Here is a 16864-nt window from a genome sequence, read left to right on the forward strand (position 1 = left end):
TCCTTCTTAGGAGCCTGTGGCTGCTCTATTTTCGTTTTTTCGACTTATTTTCTTAATGATTCGAACTTGGCATCTCCCATCGCGTGCGCTACTATAGATGAAGGAAAATGGATTTGGGGAGGTTGTTACTTTGGAACAAGTAATCGTTATTGGTGCTGGGCCTTGCGGGTTATCAGCAGCCGTTGCCTTACAGCGCGCAGGTTTGTCACCTTTACTTATAGAAAAAAGCTGCATCGTAAATGCCATCTATTTATATCCTACGTATTTGCAATTTTTCAGCACACCCGAGCTGCTCGAGATTGGCGGTTACTCTTTTACAACCCCACATGAGAAGCCCTACCGTCAAGAAGCGCTTGTTTATTATCGCGAAGTCGCTCGCCGAGAGCAGCTGCGCATTCGTTCTTATGAAGAAGCCGTTCAAATTGAACAAACTGATACAGGCTTCAGGGTTCATACTTCTGATCAGTTTGGCAGTAGAGCCACTTACGAAACGCATAAAGTTGTTGTCGCTACTGGCTATTTTGACCATCCAAACATGTTGGGCATTCCCGGAGAGGAACTCCCGAAAACGACTCATTATTACAAGGAAGCTCATCCTTATGCTGGAGCTAAAGTCGCGATTATCGGCGGCAACAATTCAGCTGTGGACGCTGCCATGGATTTACTCCGAGTCGGTGCAGAAGTGACCGTTGTCTATCGAGGGAAAGATTTCTCCGCGAATATTAAACCATGGGTCCGTCCGTTATTTGAGAGTATGGTGAAAAAAGGTCGTATCCACATGTGGTTTGATGCTCAGGTTGAACGTATTGATGAACATGCTGTACATGTGCGAAAAGGAAACGAACATGTCACCATGGAGAATGACTTTGTTCTTGCCCTCACCGGCTTTCGTCCGGATCGTCAGCTGCTCACAGATATCGGCGTTCAGTTTCATAAAGAAACGAACGCACCTCTGGTCAACCCCGACACCATGGAAACGAATATTCCCGGCTTATATGTCGCTGGCGTAGTCGCGTCTTCCAAATATGATGCGAACGAGATTTTTATTGAAACTGGACGAATACATGGGCTTTCCATTACTAAACATATCGTTTCCGATCCCATTTCGGACCAGAACCATCAATCTTAGTGATTGGTGGTTTTCTTCGTTCATTTAAGTGAGTTACGTCTTAATTGGTGAGTGGATCGTAAGCGCTGGGAGTTCGTTCGATCGCGGAAAGGATGCGAAAATGCATCTTTTTTCCGCAAACAGGAGCTACTATTTTGAATTCCTGCGATTATGCAGGTATTTTTACCATTCGCATCTAAAATGGGCCAATTCTTGGGAAATTCCTGCACTTTTGCATCAATTCCTCTCTGGAGGCTTGGAAAGAGCTCAGAAAGATGTACTTTTGCAGGTTTTTCAGAATTTGCACGACTGGAAGGCGATGATGGGAGCAGTTAGTCCTGATTGAGTCTGGTTTGATCACGTCTGCCCTAGTCTGTTCTGATTTGTTCTCGTCCGCTCTCGTCTGCCCTGTCTGCTCTGATTTGTTCTCGTCCGTTCTCGTCTGCCCTGTCTGCTCTGATTTGTTCTCGTCCGTTCTCGTCTGCCCTGTCTGCTCTGATTTGTTCTCGTCCGTTCTCGTCTGCCCCATCTGCCTTGGCTGCTCCCATCTGTCCCGATCTCCCCCAGTCTACATCAATCTGCCTCTGTCCGCCCCAGTCTGCTCCTCTTTGTTCCTTCCTGTTCCCTCTACCCCATTCTGTTCTGCTCTACTCCATTCTCCCCCTATCTTTTCCCCTACCAACCTACGAATCTATGAAAATATTACCTTTTTTCAAAGTCCCTCTTCCATTACGAACACTTGTTTGCTATAATGAAAACAAGAACAAATGTTCCAATTAGATGAGGAGGTTGTTAACATGATGAACCCCAGTCACAATTTCCGTTTTATCGAGAGAGATTATTGGTACCAGAAGGCATTATGTGACACTGACCATCTGCTTCCCGAACAGATCGATGCTTTACTTGACGATGCTCATTCTTATTATGCCGACTACACGTTCAAGTTTTATAACGATGGATCGGTGACAATCATAGATAACGACACGAACAACCGCATTAAACCGAAAGAACTTACTGGCGCTGTCTATGATTTCTACATCCGTAAGCGGATTTATATGATCAAAGCCAATCTAATAGAGAAACAACTCCAACATGCCAATTGAAGCACAATAAGGCCATCTGATTCGGACGATACGTCCTTCAGATGGCCTTAAGTTTAGCTTTCCTCTCGCCTACATACTACTCGCCACGATAACAGAAACAAGTTTGCGTGTGATCATTCACCATACCCACAGCCTGCATGTAGGCATAGCAGATCGTTGAGCCCACGAATTTAAATCCGCGCTTCTTTAAATCCTTACTCATACGATCGGAGATGTCCGTTTTGGCAGGTAATTGACGACTGTCTTCCCATTTATTCTGAATCGGTTCTCCACCTACGAAGCTCCAGATGTACGAGTCGAATGTACCGAACTCTTGTTGTACTTTGAGGAACGCCTTAGCGTTCTGAACAACGGAAGCAACTTTCAAGCGATTGCGCACAATACCAGGATTTTGGAGTAAATCCTGCAACTTCGCATCATCGTAATTGACGATGACATGTGGATCAAAACCATCGAACGCTTGTCGATAATTGTCCCGCTTCTTCAAAATCGTATACCAGCTTAAGCCAGCTTGTGCGCCTTCCAAATTTAACATTTCAAACAAGACACGATCATCATGGACGGGAACTCCCCATTCATGGTCATGGTACTCTTGATATAAAGGGTCTTCATTGACCCAACCGCATCGATTTGTCATGTTATTCTTTCACCTCATCCAAATATCGAACATGTGTTCTATTTCATTATAAATCGTAGGCGAACACTTGTCCAGTTGGATTTAGTGAAGACCTCATGACAACCGATAGAAACGATGCGTGTTATGGAGTAAAAGGGTCGCCGTTTCCAGCACCGATTTCCCTTTCAACTCTGCAATTTGCTCAATGACGGCGTGAATCATACGCGGATGCGTTTCTTCACCTGCAAAAGGCCCCTCAAACGGCCAAGGCCCGTCGGTTTCAACCATCATGAGCTCCAACGGATATTCCCGAACAAGCGAGCGAATCTCTTCCTCATAATGCACATCTGGCGTAATCGAAATGAAATAACCAGCTTCAATCATACGTGCTATCGTTTCTTTTGATCCTTTGAACCAATGGAAATGTGCCCTCTTGAGCTCATATTTTGCAAGTAAGTCACATACAAGCTCGGCATCTTCATACACCGCGTGGAGCACGACTGGCTTGTCCCACTCAGCAGCAAGACGCAAAAAACGTTCTAGCAGCAGGATATATGGTGCTAAGTCAAACGTGAGTCCTGCCATTTCGACTTCTTGTCGCGTGTAATACGGCAGCCCCACTTCACCAACTGCAATCATTTCGTTTCTGTGGACACGCATCCACTCGAGTAATGTTTCCAGCTCGGTTTCCGAGGGTAGTTTCTGCTCGGGATGAAAACCATATGCCGCAAAAATGCGGTCTGGCGCAAGTATCTGCAATTGCTTCGTAGCTTGGCAGGATGTCAGATGTCTGGATACCGCGATCAAAGCTTGAACCTGTGAAGTATCCAGATCTGCAATGATAGCCCTAGAAGATGCTTCCGAATACATATCTAAATGAATATGTGCATCAATGGCCCGCATAGCTTGTTTTCTCCCGTCGCAAGAGTCCTTGAATATGTTGTCTTAAGGCTAAGAATGTAGGATCCTGCTGCACGTCTTCTCGTCTTGGTCGTGCAAATGGAACCTTCACCTCTTCCAAGATTGTAGCCGGTTTGTTCGAAAACACATATATCCGATCAGACAGAAAGAGCGCTTCCTCGATACTATGAGTGACAAATAAAATGGAGCGTTTATTCTGCTCCCAAATGTTGATCAACCATGCCTGCATATCGAGTCGTGTTAAGGCATCTAACGAGCCAAAAGGCTCATCTAGGCACATGAGTTCTTGAGGACTTAACAACGCCCGCAGAAAGGAAACTCGCTGCTGCATGCCACCTGAGAGCACATGAGGGAGCTCTCGTTCATAACCGCCTAAGCCAACTTTGGGCAGCCATTCTCTTGCTTTGGCGATCGCCGTGCTGCGTGATGCTCCTGCTACTTCATTCCCAAGCGCCACATTTTCCTCAATGGAGCGCCAAGGAAATAGCGCTGGTTGCTGCGGCATGTAGGAAATCAACCCTTTTTGGCCTGTCACGTTCTCACCATCCAACCACACGTCTCCAGATGTCGGCTGAACGAGCCCGCCAATGATATGGAATAAAGTACTCTTACCGCTGCCAGAGGGTCCAATAATGGAAACAAACTCCCCTTGATCGACATGCAGATCAATATCTGCGAGTACGGAAACGTTACTTTTTTTACTTCTGAACGCATGGTGAATCCCAGTAAGCTTCAATTTGCTCATTGTTGTAGTCCCCCTTCCTATGAAGATCGTTTGACATTCCAACGAATAACGAGCTTTTCAAGCCCTGCAATCAGCCAGAAAAAGAGTAAACTCAGAATCACGATAATACCGATGGCAACAAATTCGCGATCTGCACGAAAAGCTGATTTTTGCAAAATCATATAATAGCCTAGCCCTACATTTCCGCCTAGCCATTCGGCAATCACTGCCCCCATGACACTATAAGTGGCAGATATTTTGAGACCAGTAAATAGAAATGGCAATGCATGAGGCAGCTCTAATTTATAGAAGATTTGGCGTTTCGAAGCACCAATCATTTGCATGTAGTTATACATGCTGCGATCTGTTTGCATAAAGCCATCTAACGTAGACATGGTTACAGGAAAGAAACAAACAAGTGAAATTAAGATAAGTTTAGGTAAAAGGCCAAATCCAAATAAAATAATTAATAAGGGTCCCAATGCAATCACTGGGATGTTTTGAGTTAAAATGAGCAGCGGATAAAAACCCGCTTTAACGAATGGCAGCCTATGTAAGACGCTGGCGACGAGCACACCACCAAGGGCTCCCACACTAAAGCCAATGCACATCAAACGTACGGTAGCCCACATATGCATCCAAACACGAGGCATATCCGTGGTACCGTCACGCCATATTTTGAGCGGACTCGGAAGCAACCAATCTGCCGTGCCTGCCCATGTGACGGCAAGCTGCCAAATAAACAACAGAAGGATGACTACCACAAGTGGCGGCCATCCTGCTTTGATCCAGCGATGGATGTTCATTATCTGTATTTCTCCGTAAGTTTGTCCATCGAGGCTCCGGACGGATTGAAGTAAATTTTCACTTGTGATATCACATTCGGACTCCCCATATCAATCATAGCTGTATTCATATCTTGAATAATCAGCATAAGTTGATCTAATTCGCCTTCCATCGTCGTTTCCAATGGTGATACAACATATTTGACACCTGACTTAGCAATGACTTCGATCGCTCGGTCAACGTAAGGAATGACGTCTTCGCCATTCACGGTTTTAGGAATGATTTGAATACTAACAAGCGCATTAGCCATCGGAATTCTCCTCTTTTCGAACTTCAGATTATTTCTTACTCTCAGGTAAAAATGAATTCGTAAATGCTGTATCCACATCTAGCTTTTTCTCCAAAAGCTTGTGGTCAAGCATCCATGTGGCGTAATTCTCCCAAACGGATTTCTTTTGTTCACCCCAACGTGCAGCATCGTCCTGATAGCGAGGGCTTAACCATTTTTGACTGGCAACAACCAGTTTCGCATCTAAATCAGGAACAGCTTTTATCAAAATATTTGCCGCATCTTCCGGTTTCGATATCGCGAATTGATAGCCTTTGGATGCTGCGGCCACGAAAGCTTTCACGATGTCCGGCTTCGATGAGATCATCTTCTCATTTGTCGCCAAAACCGGTGTATAATAATCCAGTTTATCCGAATATTTGTTCAAATAAATCATGTTGAGCGGCTCACCACGAAGTTCTGCATCTACACCCGTCCAAGCGTAATAAATCCAAGCAAAATCGATATCACGTTTAACCGCTGTAAAATAATCCGCATCACCAATATTGAGCATTTTCACTTTTGATGGATCTGCTTTTTCCGCTTGCATTAAGGAATCAATCATCGCACTTTCCGCTGGGGCTCCCCATCCGCCGTAAGATTTGTTTTCAAAATCTTTAGGCGTTTTGATATTCTTTGCAACAGGTGAAGCAAAGCCAGATGTATTATGTTGAATAACTGCAGCAATCGAGACTAACGGCACACCTTGAATACGGCCTTGCGTGATACTTTCTTGATAACTCACACCAAACTCTGCCGCCCCAGAAGCGATCATCGTATCCGCTCCGCCTTCACCAGGCGCAATAATTTGAACATTCAAGCCCTCTTGCTCAAAAAAACCTTGATCCTTCGCAACATACAAGCCTGTGTGGTTGGTGTTTGGTGTCCAGTCAAGGACAACTTTCACATCAGTTAGCTTTTTGCCTCCATCTGTCGGTTGAGCTGATTTGCCAGTGTCATTGCCACATCCTGCCATGAAGACGGTGAAACTCACGAGTACAAGTGGTGCTATTTTGTTCCATTTCATATTCTTCTTTCCCCTCTCAGTATCTCTTGTTGCATAAGGAAAAGCCCCCGACATCCGGGAGCGCCATGTAGAAAATGTTAATCCCAACGTTAGATACGTTGGATGTGCATTTATTTTGAAATCTCTACGCTGGCACTACCCTAGTAGTCCATAGATATAAAAAAGCCGCTAAAGACAAAAAGTCTCTCGCGGCGTATACGTTGACATTAGCACACACTAATCGTGGTGTACAATCATTCTCTGCACTAGCATTATCTAGATCAGATCGAACGGTCAGCGGTATATCCCGCACTCTCAGCCTGACTACTCAAGCTCCCGGAAGGTTGCTATTCAATTTACATTAATATACCCCTACTGAACTAAATATGCAAGTAATCCTTACCCATCTGTCACTTCAGCTCTTTCATGGTCTGGGTATACTTTCCATCTTCCGTTGCATACTAAGGGTGAGGAATTATAGGGGAAGGAGTGGCTTCAAATTTCAGAAAACATTTATACAACCTTGACTGAGACAATGAAATCCCATGATTTGGTACAATCTGCCCATATCATTCAAGATAAACGGATTCATTTTACATATTACAATGCCATTGTAGACCCGCAACTGCTCCAACATGAATTACTACATCGACTACAAACTTCAAAAACAGAGATCACAAATCTTCTTGTCTTACAACAAATGATTCCACTTGAAAAGATCAGCATGTCGTCCAACGTAGAAGAAATTTCACAAAGATTGATTAAAGGCTACATCTATATACAGTTAGAATCTAATTTAAATGAAGGACTTTTAGTCGACGTTGCGGATCTGAAACTGGGGTACAGAAGCAATAATGAAGCAGACAATGAGTATAGCGTAATTGGCCCAAAAGTTGGCTTTGTAGAAGATATCGATACGAATCTTAATTTGCTCCGCAAAGAAATTATTTCGGACAAGCTACGATTCGAAGAACATATAATTGGAACTCTTTCACAGACAAGAGTCATGATTGTATATCTGGATGGTATTTGCAATCCGCAGCATGTTAATACGATTAGACAAAGACTCTTAGATCTAAATTTCGACGTTATCTTTGATAGTTCCATCCTAGACCAAGTCATCGCAGATAACGCCAACTCACCTTTCCCCTTATTCATGTCTTCTGAGCGTGTAGACAGAACGAAATTTAACCTTTTAAATGGCCAAGTGGCGCTATTAAGCAATGGTTCTCCTTACGTCATTTCAGGACCAACCACCGTGTTTGATTTTTTCATTTCACCAGAAGATTATTATTTACCCTGGGTGTTAGGCTCATTTTTTCGGTGTATACGCTATTTCGGCATTGCCTTTTCCATACTTGCTTCTCCCATCTATGTTGCGGTGCTAACCTTTCATTATTCCGTTATCCCGCAATCACTTCTAACACCGATTATTGAGTCAAGAGCAAACGTCCCTTTTGCACCTATCTTTGAAGTATTGCTGTTGGAATTAACTGTCGAGTTGTTACGTGAAGCTGGCGCTAGGTTGCCTACTAAAGTAGGACAAACCCTGGGGATTGTAGGTGGTATCGTACTCGGCGAAGCAGCTGTTCAAGCCGCGCTGACAAGCAATATTTTAATTATCATTGTTTCTCTTTCTGCACTTTCCTCTTTTGCCACACCTATCTTTAAAATGGCTAACACCATTCGCTTCTTGCGGTTTCCATTTATGTGCTTAGCTGCAGCTTGGGGTGGTCTAGGTGTTGTCATTGGGTTAGTCATTCTATTAGGGCATTTGTTGCGATTAAAGTCTTTAGGTACGCCTTACATTTCTCCTATGTTCCCATTTCGTTTTCGTGAATTCAGAGATAGTTTTATTCGCTCCTCCCTTAACCTTACCTATAATCGACCAAGGTACTTACGCCCACTCTCGCTTCAACGGTATAAGGTAAACAAAAAGAACGATGTTAGTGACGATTATAATAACGAATAAATTATAGTAAGGGAAATTGAGTCCATGTACAGATATCTTCTCCTCATTTTTTGCTTCCTGTTATCCGGATGCGCGAAAGAACAAATTGTAGATCGAATTAAACTCATGCAAAGTATTGGCTTTGACTTGCAAGGGGATACATTTAAAGCTAGCGGTACTTATTATGCGTATAACAAACGAGTTGGATTATCTCTGATAAATGGAGAAGCGAAAACGTTTAATGAAGTACTTACCCTTTTTACAGCACAATCGGATCATCCTATCGCAATCGGTCAATTACAAACAATTATTCTTAGTGAAAAAATGGCACGAAGAGGTATTTCAAATTTGGCTGCCACCATCATTCGAGATCCTCTTATGAGTAATAACTCAAGAATTGTTTTAACTAACGAACTTGCAAGTGATATCTTAAACGAAACTTTAAAATATCCACCAGGTTATTTATCCAATCTGATTAAACAAAATATGGAGAGTGGGAATACCCCTAACACAAATGGCCACTTGTTTCTCGATCAATACTTTGGAGAAGGACAAGATGTCTTTTTGCCAATATTGTTTCGTAACCCCAAAGGTATTCTACAAATGGATGGTATCGGTGTATTTCAAAATGACAAGTTAATGCTTATGCTTCCAGCTAAAGAAGGATTGTTGATTAAACTGCTAAAAGACGATAAAACCAATGCTATGACCAGCACATACAACTTCACTGATGATGACGACAAACGAATTTCTTTTAAAATTTTGAATTCAAAACGAAACATGCATGTGACAGATGATACCGTCATGATTTCACTTAAACTTAATATCGAGCTTCGGGATTACCCAGTTACTTCCAATGTCTCCACAAATAAAGAGGATATGATGCGTTTGAAGAATCAATACGAACATCAATTAACAAACGATATTAAACTTATGTTGGAAAATTTCCAAAAAAATGCGGTAGATCCGATTGGTTTTGGACATCTTACTGAAATTCGCCAACGCAATTGGTCTGAGTCAGATTTCAATAATCACCAGTACGCCAAATTGAAATTTGATGTACAGACAGAAATTAACATATTACTATTGGGAGTTGGGCATTAGTGCAGAACTTGGTAAAGGAAAATCACATGATTTCCGGATTCTTTGTTTTTTTCCTTATCTATAGCTCCTTAGTGGGGATTGGTGCTTTAAGCTTTCAAAATATCATTTTTAAATTTACTGAGAACGATACTTGGATTTCGGTTCTACTTATGGGAGTAAGCCTACACGTCATCATCTGGATGATATTTAAAATGCTTGGGAATCCAGCCAAGGATGTGATTGACCTACATCGGATCTTACTTGGTAAATACGTAGGAAATACCTTTTCTTTCATCATGGTTGGTTACTATTTCATCACGGCCCTAACTTTATTTCGCAGTTACATCGAGATCATTCAAGTTTGGATGTTCCCTACACTTCAAACTTGGATATTAGCCTTCTTACTCATCAGTCTCATCTTCTATGTCGTTTCTGGTGGATTTCGTGTGTTAGTTGGCTATAGTTTTTTCGGGGTTGTTATATCTACGGTATTACCTCTGTTCATGTATTTCAATTTCAAATATGGACATCTTGATAATCTCATGCCAATCTTTAATCACTCCATATCCGAATTTCTTTCTACTTTTAGATACGCGGGCATCATGTTTATGGGATTTGAAACCCTACTGATCTACTTTCCTTTTATTAAATCACCTGAAAAGAATCGGAAGTGGGCACAATTGGCTATATTCGCGACTACTTGCAAATACACGATATTATCGATTGTAACGCTCATGTACTATAGTCAGGGACTATTAAAACACACCTACTGGCCTACTTTAGTGATGATAAAAGTGATTGAATTTTCGCTTATTGCAAGAGTAGAATTCATTTTCGTAAGTGTTTGGCTTTTAATTATCATCCCCACACTTTGTTTGTCGATTTGGAGTTGCACTCGCATTATGAAAAGAGTCACCCATCTTAAACCCACTTATTCACTCCTACTGATTCTGATCGTACTCTTTATAGCATCTCTACCCTTTAGTGATCGCGTGAAGATCAACTGGTTAGGCATGCATGTTGCCCAGATTGGTTTTTACTTTATTTATGCCTACATCCCGTTACTCTTTATTCTTTATCTATTTCGGCACAAAACCGTACACAATTAAAACACAAAACCACTTTCCGCGATAGAAAGTGGTTTCTTTTATTTATGGCTTAACTTACCTGTTCGCAGCTAGTGAAGTAACCATTCCTTTAATTGCGATCCCACTCTCTTCGCATCTTCGTAACCAAGATCATGTAATTTCTCTAATTTACGTGGGTCTTTCTCCATCCGTCCTACTTCCACTTTGGTTGAAGGTCGGATAATGATCGCACTTCCATCTGCTTCCATGCGTTCAAGCGTTTCGAGGGTGTTATTGTAAATCTCGCTGCGATTCACAAGCACATTGACCAAACCATTATATTTCGGATAGAAGCTCTTCGCTAACCAGCGCTGTTTGAACGGCCGCTTCCGGTAGCCAAGCTCCTTCGTTAATATAATTACGTGTTTTCGATTACCGTCAGCCACTGACTTCTGAACCGGGATCGGATCAACCAATCCGCCATCAAATAAGGTTCTACCTTCAAATTGTATCGGTGTAGCTACAAATGGCAACGAGCTAGAAGCTTGAACGATAGGCATCGTTTGCTGCTGCAGCTCATGTTTTGTGAAATAAATCGGTTCACCTGTATGCGCATCTGTTGTACCAATAGCAAATTGCTGCGAAGAGGCATAGAACGTGTCATAATCAAATGGTTCTAGCCGGTTAGGCAGCTCATTAAAAATAAAATCCATACCAAATATGCTTTTGCTGCGCAATAAGTTACGATAGCTTAGATAACGGTGATCCGCGACATAGCCAATCGTCACTTTCTTATTGCGCCCAGGTTGTTTAGAAATATAGGAAACGGCATTGCATGCCCCTGCAGAAACGCCCACCACATAGGGGAAATATAAATTTTGCTCCATAAAGTATTCCAAGACTCCTGCGGTGTATACGCCTCGCATACCTCCGCCTTCCAGTACGAGTCCAATCCCTTCCATGGTGACACCTTCTTTCTGTCTGTCTCAAGCCCCTTTCTAGCATACAGGAATTGTAAATCAAAAGAAACGGCCTTCTTTCTTCGTAAATGAGACAAAGACGAAGATTTCCTTCTACTTTCTAAGACAAATTAGGGGAAATCACACTTCATCCGTATTTTTGCCGAAATTTAACGTGTACGTCAACTTTTCAATCTACAATGTTCAAGTAGGTTCCTATTATGCCCAAAAACCCCTGTTCCTAAGAACAAGGGTTACGTAGCAGTAAAAAATAGCTTAAGGCCATTAACGATTTTCTCTATACATGTCTTTGATAACAAGAAATTCATCCAAATTGCTTAGGAATAGATCGACAATAGCTGGATCAAAATGCTTTCCTCTTTCTACCTTCAATAGTTCCAATACGCGATCTAATTCCCAAGCCTTCTTATATACACGATCACTGCATAGGGCATCAAAAACATCAGCCAGCGCTGCAATGCGGCCATATAGGTGGATGTTGTCCCCACTCAATCCCTGTGGATAACCAGTCCCGTCATATCGTTCATGATGCTGATGGGCAATAATAGCCGCGGCATGTAGCACCTTCTTATTCGAATGCTTGAGCATTTCATAACCTAAACGAGAATGAGTTTTCATGATTTCAAATTCTTCCGTCGATAAGGAGCCCGGTTTATTAAGAATGGCATCCGGTATTCCCACTTTACCCACGTCATGCATGGGTGTAGCTAATCGAATGATTTCGGCCTCTTGCTCCGACAAGCCGTATTTCAATGCTAATAGGCGGGAGTATTCCGCTACTCGTTTCACATGATGTCCGGTTTCCTGCGAACGCGTTTCCGTAATTTCCCCCATTGTATAAATGATTTCCTGCTGCGTACTCTCCAGCTCATTATTGAGATAAATATTCTCAAAGGCCACGGATACATTGGCACAATAAATATCAACGAGGTACTGCTCCCATTCACTGAGTGCATTGAAGCCATTCATATAAATGACGTTTTCCATCCCCATTTTGCTTTGGAAATAGATGACGAAACGATCCGCAGCAAAGCTGCTTTTACGCGTTTGAAAGGCCAACTCAATCTCTTCAAGAACTTCCACAGGAACCACATCCCGTGCTCTAGCATCTTGATTCGAGGCATAATCCCCGCTGGCAGCAAGAATATAGATATCCTCAACACCCTTCGTCACGGCGAAACTGCAATGAATGGCGTTCTTATGTAAATTCACGATGGAGGTCATTTGCGTCAGGACGCCTGATGCAAATTTCTTCATGGATTGCAACTCAAACAGGGTAGCTGATGACTTAATGATTTCTTCTAAACCGATCCTGCTTTTCTCAATCGTTTTGATATCCCGGAATGAGCGAAGTGCCGTGACTACTGTCGTAAACAACTTCTGCGACGTCAGCTCTGTCTTTTCTTTATAATCATTAATGTCATAATCCATAATGACCGTTCGTTCCGGCGCTTGTCCTGGCTGTCCTGTTCGTAAAATAATACGTACCGCTTGATTATTTAAATCCTCACGAATAAATTTCACAATCTGCAAACCAGCGTCCTCGTGTTCCATGACAACATCAAGTAATACAAGTGCTGTCTGCGGCTGCTCTCTTAGCAGCTGTTTGGCTTCCAATGCGGAGTATGCGCTGTGAAACGTCAGCTTCCTGCCGGCAAATTCAAAATCATGCAAGACCATTTTGGTTACTTGATGTATTTGTTTTTCATCATCCACAATAAGTACAATCCATGGGTCTTGTTCAACAGTCCTGAGATTCGCTGCTTCACTGTCTTCCTCTTCAGCAAAAAGAAGCTCATCCTGATCGACAGACTCCAGTTCCTTGGTCATAGCTCCGCTTCCTCCTCTTTAGGAATTGTAATCGTAAATAAGCTGCCTCGCCCCCGTACACTTGAACAATGTATCGTGCCATTTAAGGATTCTTTTACAAGATTATAAACGATATTCATACCTAACCCTGTTCCGCCTTGTCCGCGGCTTGTCGTGAAAAACGGATCAAAAATATGCGCCAACACGTCATCCGTCATTCCTTTACCATCATCAGAATAGGCAACTAGAATATGCTCGGGATATTCAAAAACACGGATACATATGTTACCTTCATCGTCTGCATCATAAGCATGATTCATTGAATTCATAACTAAATTCGTAATAATTTGGGACAGTGCACCTGGATATGTATACAACTGAAGTTGATCATCGCAGATGACATTCAAGAAAATATGTGTTTTCTTAAGCGCAGGCTTCAAGCTAGCACTTATTCCCTCCATATATTCTTTGATTAGGAAGGTTCGCTTCATTTCCACGCTCTGATCCACAGATATTTGCTTAAAGCTTTTCACTAACGAAGAAGCTCGCTCCAAATTGGACTGTACCATGACATTCGTCTCATGGGCTATGGCGAGATATTGCTCCAAATCGGATTTCTTCATCTTCCCAGATTCATATAACACTTGAAACTGTTTCGTCTTCTGATCTAAGTAACTGATTGCGGTTACACCAATGCCGATGGGTGTATTGATTTCATGCGATACACCGGCAACTAAGCTGCCTAGTGCCCCCATTTTCTCAGAATGAACGAGTTGATCCTGCGTAACATGCAATGTATTCAGCGCCTGCTGCAGCTCCTGATAACGTTCATCCAAATTACTCACCATATCATTAAAAGCTTCTGATACCTCGGCAATTTCCGGGGATGCCTTGAATTGCAATTTAGGCAGTTCTCCACCCTGTTTAACAATCAAAGCAGCCTCACGTAACAGGCTAAGTGGACGTATCACAATGACACGTAGAATGAGCCATAATAACACGGAGAGAATAATAGCAATACTAAGTCCAACGATCAGGATAAGCTTAGTTCTTTGTTTGAGCAGCAGCTCTTCTTCCGATGAATCGAAAATAACCTCAACTGCACCAACGACAGCACCATCCTCTTGTAAGGGGGCCGTTAAGCGTACGATTGGTTTTTCATTCTCTGCAATAGGAATGCGGTCTACAATCGTTTGGTCTTGTTTGGGAATCACGATCTTCGTCTCATTCAGAATCGTTCCTATTTCCTTCCGTTCCGAAGCGGCTAGAATTTTCCCTTGCTTGTCATAAAGCTTCATATCTATAACCCGATTATTCTTATACTGAATGTAGTCGAAGATTTGTTGGACATCCGTAATAGATCGTGACTCCTCATACCTTCCATTAATCGCAATCGTCATGCCGCTAATTTGACTGACATAGGCTTCTCGAATCGATTGATTTAAACTGATCGTGTCAAACACCATCATCGTCGAAATCATACCAGCAGTCACTGCTGTAACGAGAAAAACAATACGTTTCTGTAAGCTAAGCCTCTTGGAGCGAGAAAACATCCACTCACACCTACTTCACATCAAACGTAATTGTTTTACTTACGTCGTAGGGCGTATGGTCGTTATTATGTAAGGAGACCTTCACTTCATGCGGCCCTTTGGGTAAATGATCCAATACCTTTTGATTCGTTGTAACGACAATCTTCTCACCTTTATCTAACGATATATGAACATGACCTTCACCTTGCACACGTTGTTGATCATAATGTTCCTTCGATAGCTTCAGATCCGTTGTAAGATCCAAGGTCACGGTATCGTCTTTAACCACGTAAGCAACCTCTAACGTAGGTGTAAAGGTATTTGTGGTAGACGTAGTCGTTTTAGCTGTACTACAGCCGGAAATAACGATTGTTAACGCTGTTAACAAATAAAAACTCTTGAATCTATTCATTTGTCATCCCCCGTGAAGATGTTTTTTTGTCTAAACATGCCAAAAAGCTATCTTCTCTAGCTTAAGAATAATCAGTAAATTTGTCCACTTTTATTTTGGAAACATGTGTAAGACAGATCCGTATTATCTAAATAGTGAATGTATTCAAAATTGTCTGACAACTAATGTCGAATCTTCTTGATAACGCTCACATTTTGCGCTTACCCAGGAAATAATTTCATTTCCCGAATCCGAATGATTTCCCCAGTTTTGGTGCAATGTAGTAAAGTCGCTTTTCATAGCTTCTCCCTTATCTTTTTTGAACCTTAAGGAGGTCCTCCCCCATGACAGGAACCAATCAACATCAACAACCGGTTCAGCATGCCATTGATGCTGCTGATCACGCTATCCTGCAAGCACAAGATGCCCAGCATAAGCTGCAAGTCGCTATAACGGAAGCCAATCCGAATGCGATCCAATCCGCACAAGCCGCCCTTGTACAAGCAGATCAGCAGGTTAGACAAGCCCAACAACAATTAGCTGAGTTTGCCAATGATCAGTTCGGACAGCAAATTAAGCAAACCTTTGAACAATTGAACCAAGCTGCCCAAGATATCGGGGCCAATCAAGAGAAGTTCCATACACCTAAGCAGGTTCGATAACCGCTTCGCCCCTCCAAAGTGATCGATATTCGATCGCTTTTTCTTTTTAGGTGCACATTATGTTAAACTACGTAGGAAGGTTTTCAAGTTATTTGGGGAGGCACTACTTACATGCTCGTGATTGGAATTGCCGGAGGTACCGGTTCAGGTAAAACAACAGTAGCGAAATCGATTATGACAAAACTCGGATCCGCGAATGTGACATTAATATCACAAGATAATTATTATCTTCATCATAGCGGCATTACTTTTGAAGAGCGGGAACGCATTAATTATGATCATCCTCGTGCATTTGAAAATAATTTGCTTCTTCAGCATCTGACGCAGTTAAGAAATGGGCAGGCTGTCGACATTCCTGTCTACGATTTTTCACAGCATGCTCGCTCGGAAGAAACGATTCATATTGAAGTTAAGCCGATTGTGTTGATCGAAGGCATTCACGTTCTAACCGATGAAGAGCTGCGCAGCGCATTGAATATTAAGGTCTTCGTGGATACAGATCCCGACGTCCGCATCCTTCGTCGATTGTCTCGTGATATTAACGAACGCGGCCGTTCTTTACAATCCGTTTTCGACCAATATTTGACGACAGTTAAACCCATGCATGATGCGTTTATAGAGCCTTCGAAGAAATATGCAGACATCATCATACCGGAAGGCGGAGAAAATCAAATTGGCATCTCTTTACTAACCATTTTGACAGAACGCTATATGACCGATCAAGCCGCCAATTACGAAATTGGCTAGTATTCAAATGACAAAGAGCCACCTTCCTTCATAGGGAAAGTGGCTTTTTC

Annotated in this window: 18 protein-coding genes; 7 read left to right on the forward strand and 11 right to left on the reverse strand. The window is 42.4% G+C overall.

All coding sequences use genetic code 11. The features are described from left to right. Nucleotides 1-130 precede the first annotated feature (130 nt). A complete protein-coding gene (locus tag AC58QT_RS06245; RefSeq protein WP_497408206.1) occupies nt 131-1129 on the forward strand; it encodes a YpdA family putative bacillithiol disulfide reductase in 999 nt (332 codons plus the stop codon). A gap of 347 nt (nt 1130-1476) precedes the next feature. Here AC58QT_RS06245 and AC58QT_RS06250 read toward each other — a convergent pair whose 3' ends face one another. Continuing rightward, complete coding sequence (locus tag AC58QT_RS06250) at nt 1477-1656, reverse strand: hypothetical protein (protein ID WP_497408207.1); 180 nt, start codon at nt 1654-1656, stop codon at nt 1477-1479. A gap of 249 nt (nt 1657-1905) precedes the next feature. On the opposite strand from AC58QT_RS06250, the gene AC58QT_RS06255 reads away from it, so the two are divergent. Next, complete coding sequence (locus AC58QT_RS06255) at nt 1906-2211, forward strand: hypothetical protein (protein WP_310224075.1); 306 nt, start codon at nt 1906-1908, stop codon at nt 2209-2211. Nucleotides 2212-2287: 76 nt separating this feature from the next. Here AC58QT_RS06255 and AC58QT_RS06260 read toward each other — a convergent pair whose 3' ends face one another. The 6 genes from AC58QT_RS06260 to AC58QT_RS06285 form a co-directional block, all read right to left on the reverse strand. Further along, entirely contained in the window at nt 2288-2848 is a 561-nt protein-coding gene (locus AC58QT_RS06260) for a DNA-3-methyladenine glycosylase I (protein WP_497408208.1), read from the reverse strand. Nucleotides 2849-2941: 93 nt separating this feature from the next. After that, entirely contained in the window at nt 2942-3730 is a 789-nt protein-coding gene (locus tag AC58QT_RS06265; protein WP_497408209.1) for a TatD family hydrolase, read from the reverse strand. Next, the gene (locus tag AC58QT_RS06270; protein ID WP_310224069.1) at nt 3717-4493 is read right to left on the reverse strand and encodes an ABC transporter ATP-binding protein; all 777 of its coding nucleotides are present in this window, start codon (nt 4491-4493) and stop codon (nt 3717-3719) included. Before AC58QT_RS06270 ends, AC58QT_RS06265 begins: the two co-directional genes overlap by 14 nt. A gap of 17 nt (nt 4494-4510) precedes the next feature. Continuing rightward, nucleotides 4511-5278, reverse strand: a complete 768-nt coding sequence (locus tag AC58QT_RS06275; protein WP_497408210.1) for an ABC transporter permease — start codon at nt 5276-5278, stop codon at nt 4511-4513. Further along, complete coding sequence (locus AC58QT_RS06280; RefSeq protein WP_310224065.1) at nt 5278-5568, reverse strand: thiamine-binding protein; 291 nt, start codon at nt 5566-5568, stop codon at nt 5278-5280. The genes AC58QT_RS06275 and AC58QT_RS06280 overlap by 1 nt, the downstream gene beginning before the upstream one ends. Nucleotides 5569-5596: 28 nt before the next feature. Further along, complete coding sequence (locus AC58QT_RS06285) at nt 5597-6613, reverse strand: ABC transporter substrate-binding protein (protein ID WP_497408211.1); 1017 nt, start codon at nt 6611-6613, stop codon at nt 5597-5599. A gap of 514 nt (nt 6614-7127) precedes the next feature. Between AC58QT_RS06285 and AC58QT_RS06290 the strand changes: the two genes are divergently transcribed. From AC58QT_RS06290 to AC58QT_RS06300, 3 genes are read left to right on the forward strand one after another with little or no spacing between them, the layout of a single operon-like run. After that, nucleotides 7128-8564: a spore germination protein gene (locus AC58QT_RS06290; protein WP_497408212.1), complete on the forward strand. Its 1437-nt coding sequence runs from the start codon at nt 7128-7130 to the stop codon at nt 8562-8564. 24 nt (nt 8565-8588) lie between these two features. Continuing rightward, entirely contained in the window at nt 8589-9647 is a 1059-nt protein-coding gene (locus AC58QT_RS06295) for a Ger(x)C family spore germination protein (protein WP_497408213.1), read from the forward strand. Beyond that, on the forward strand, nt 9647-10735 hold the full coding sequence (locus AC58QT_RS06300; protein WP_497408214.1) for a GerAB/ArcD/ProY family transporter: 1089 nt from the start codon (nt 9647-9649) through the stop codon (nt 10733-10735). The genes AC58QT_RS06295 and AC58QT_RS06300 overlap by 1 nt, the downstream gene beginning before the upstream one ends. Before the next feature lie 68 nt (nt 10736-10803). Here the strand turns inward: AC58QT_RS06300 and AC58QT_RS06305 are convergent, their stop codons facing one another. From AC58QT_RS06305 to AC58QT_RS06320, 4 genes are all read right to left on the reverse strand, one after another. Further along, complete coding sequence (locus AC58QT_RS06305; protein ID WP_497408215.1) at nt 10804-11655, reverse strand: patatin-like phospholipase family protein; 852 nt, start codon at nt 11653-11655, stop codon at nt 10804-10806. Between the two features lie 282 nt (nt 11656-11937). Further along, on the reverse strand, nt 11938-13503 hold the full coding sequence (locus tag AC58QT_RS06310; protein ID WP_497408216.1) for a DUF3369 domain-containing protein: 1566 nt from the start codon (nt 13501-13503) through the stop codon (nt 11938-11940). Beyond that, nucleotides 13500-15035: a sensor histidine kinase gene (locus AC58QT_RS06315; RefSeq protein WP_497408217.1), complete on the reverse strand. Its 1536-nt coding sequence runs from the start codon at nt 15033-15035 to the stop codon at nt 13500-13502. Before AC58QT_RS06315 ends, AC58QT_RS06310 begins: the two co-directional genes overlap by 4 nt. Before the next feature lie 10 nt (nt 15036-15045). Further along, nucleotides 15046-15426 carry a hypothetical protein gene (locus tag AC58QT_RS06320; protein ID WP_310224051.1) on the reverse strand — a complete coding sequence of 127 codons (381 nt, stop codon included), beginning with the start codon at nt 15424-15426 and terminating at the stop codon, nt 15046-15048. A gap of 323 nt (nt 15427-15749) precedes the next feature. On the opposite strand from AC58QT_RS06320, the gene AC58QT_RS06325 reads away from it, so the two are divergent. Together AC58QT_RS06325 and udk are read left to right on the forward strand one after the other, a co-directional pair. Next, a complete protein-coding gene (locus AC58QT_RS06325) occupies nt 15750-16067 on the forward strand; it encodes a hypothetical protein (protein ID WP_310224049.1) in 318 nt (105 codons plus the stop codon). 111 nt (nt 16068-16178) lie between these two features. Next, nucleotides 16179-16814: a uridine kinase gene (gene udk / locus AC58QT_RS06330; RefSeq protein WP_497281640.1), complete on the forward strand. Its 636-nt coding sequence runs from the start codon at nt 16179-16181 to the stop codon at nt 16812-16814. Nucleotides 16815-16864: the final 50 nt, after the last annotated feature.

Source organism: Paenibacillus sp. J31R109, assembly GCF_059692055.1.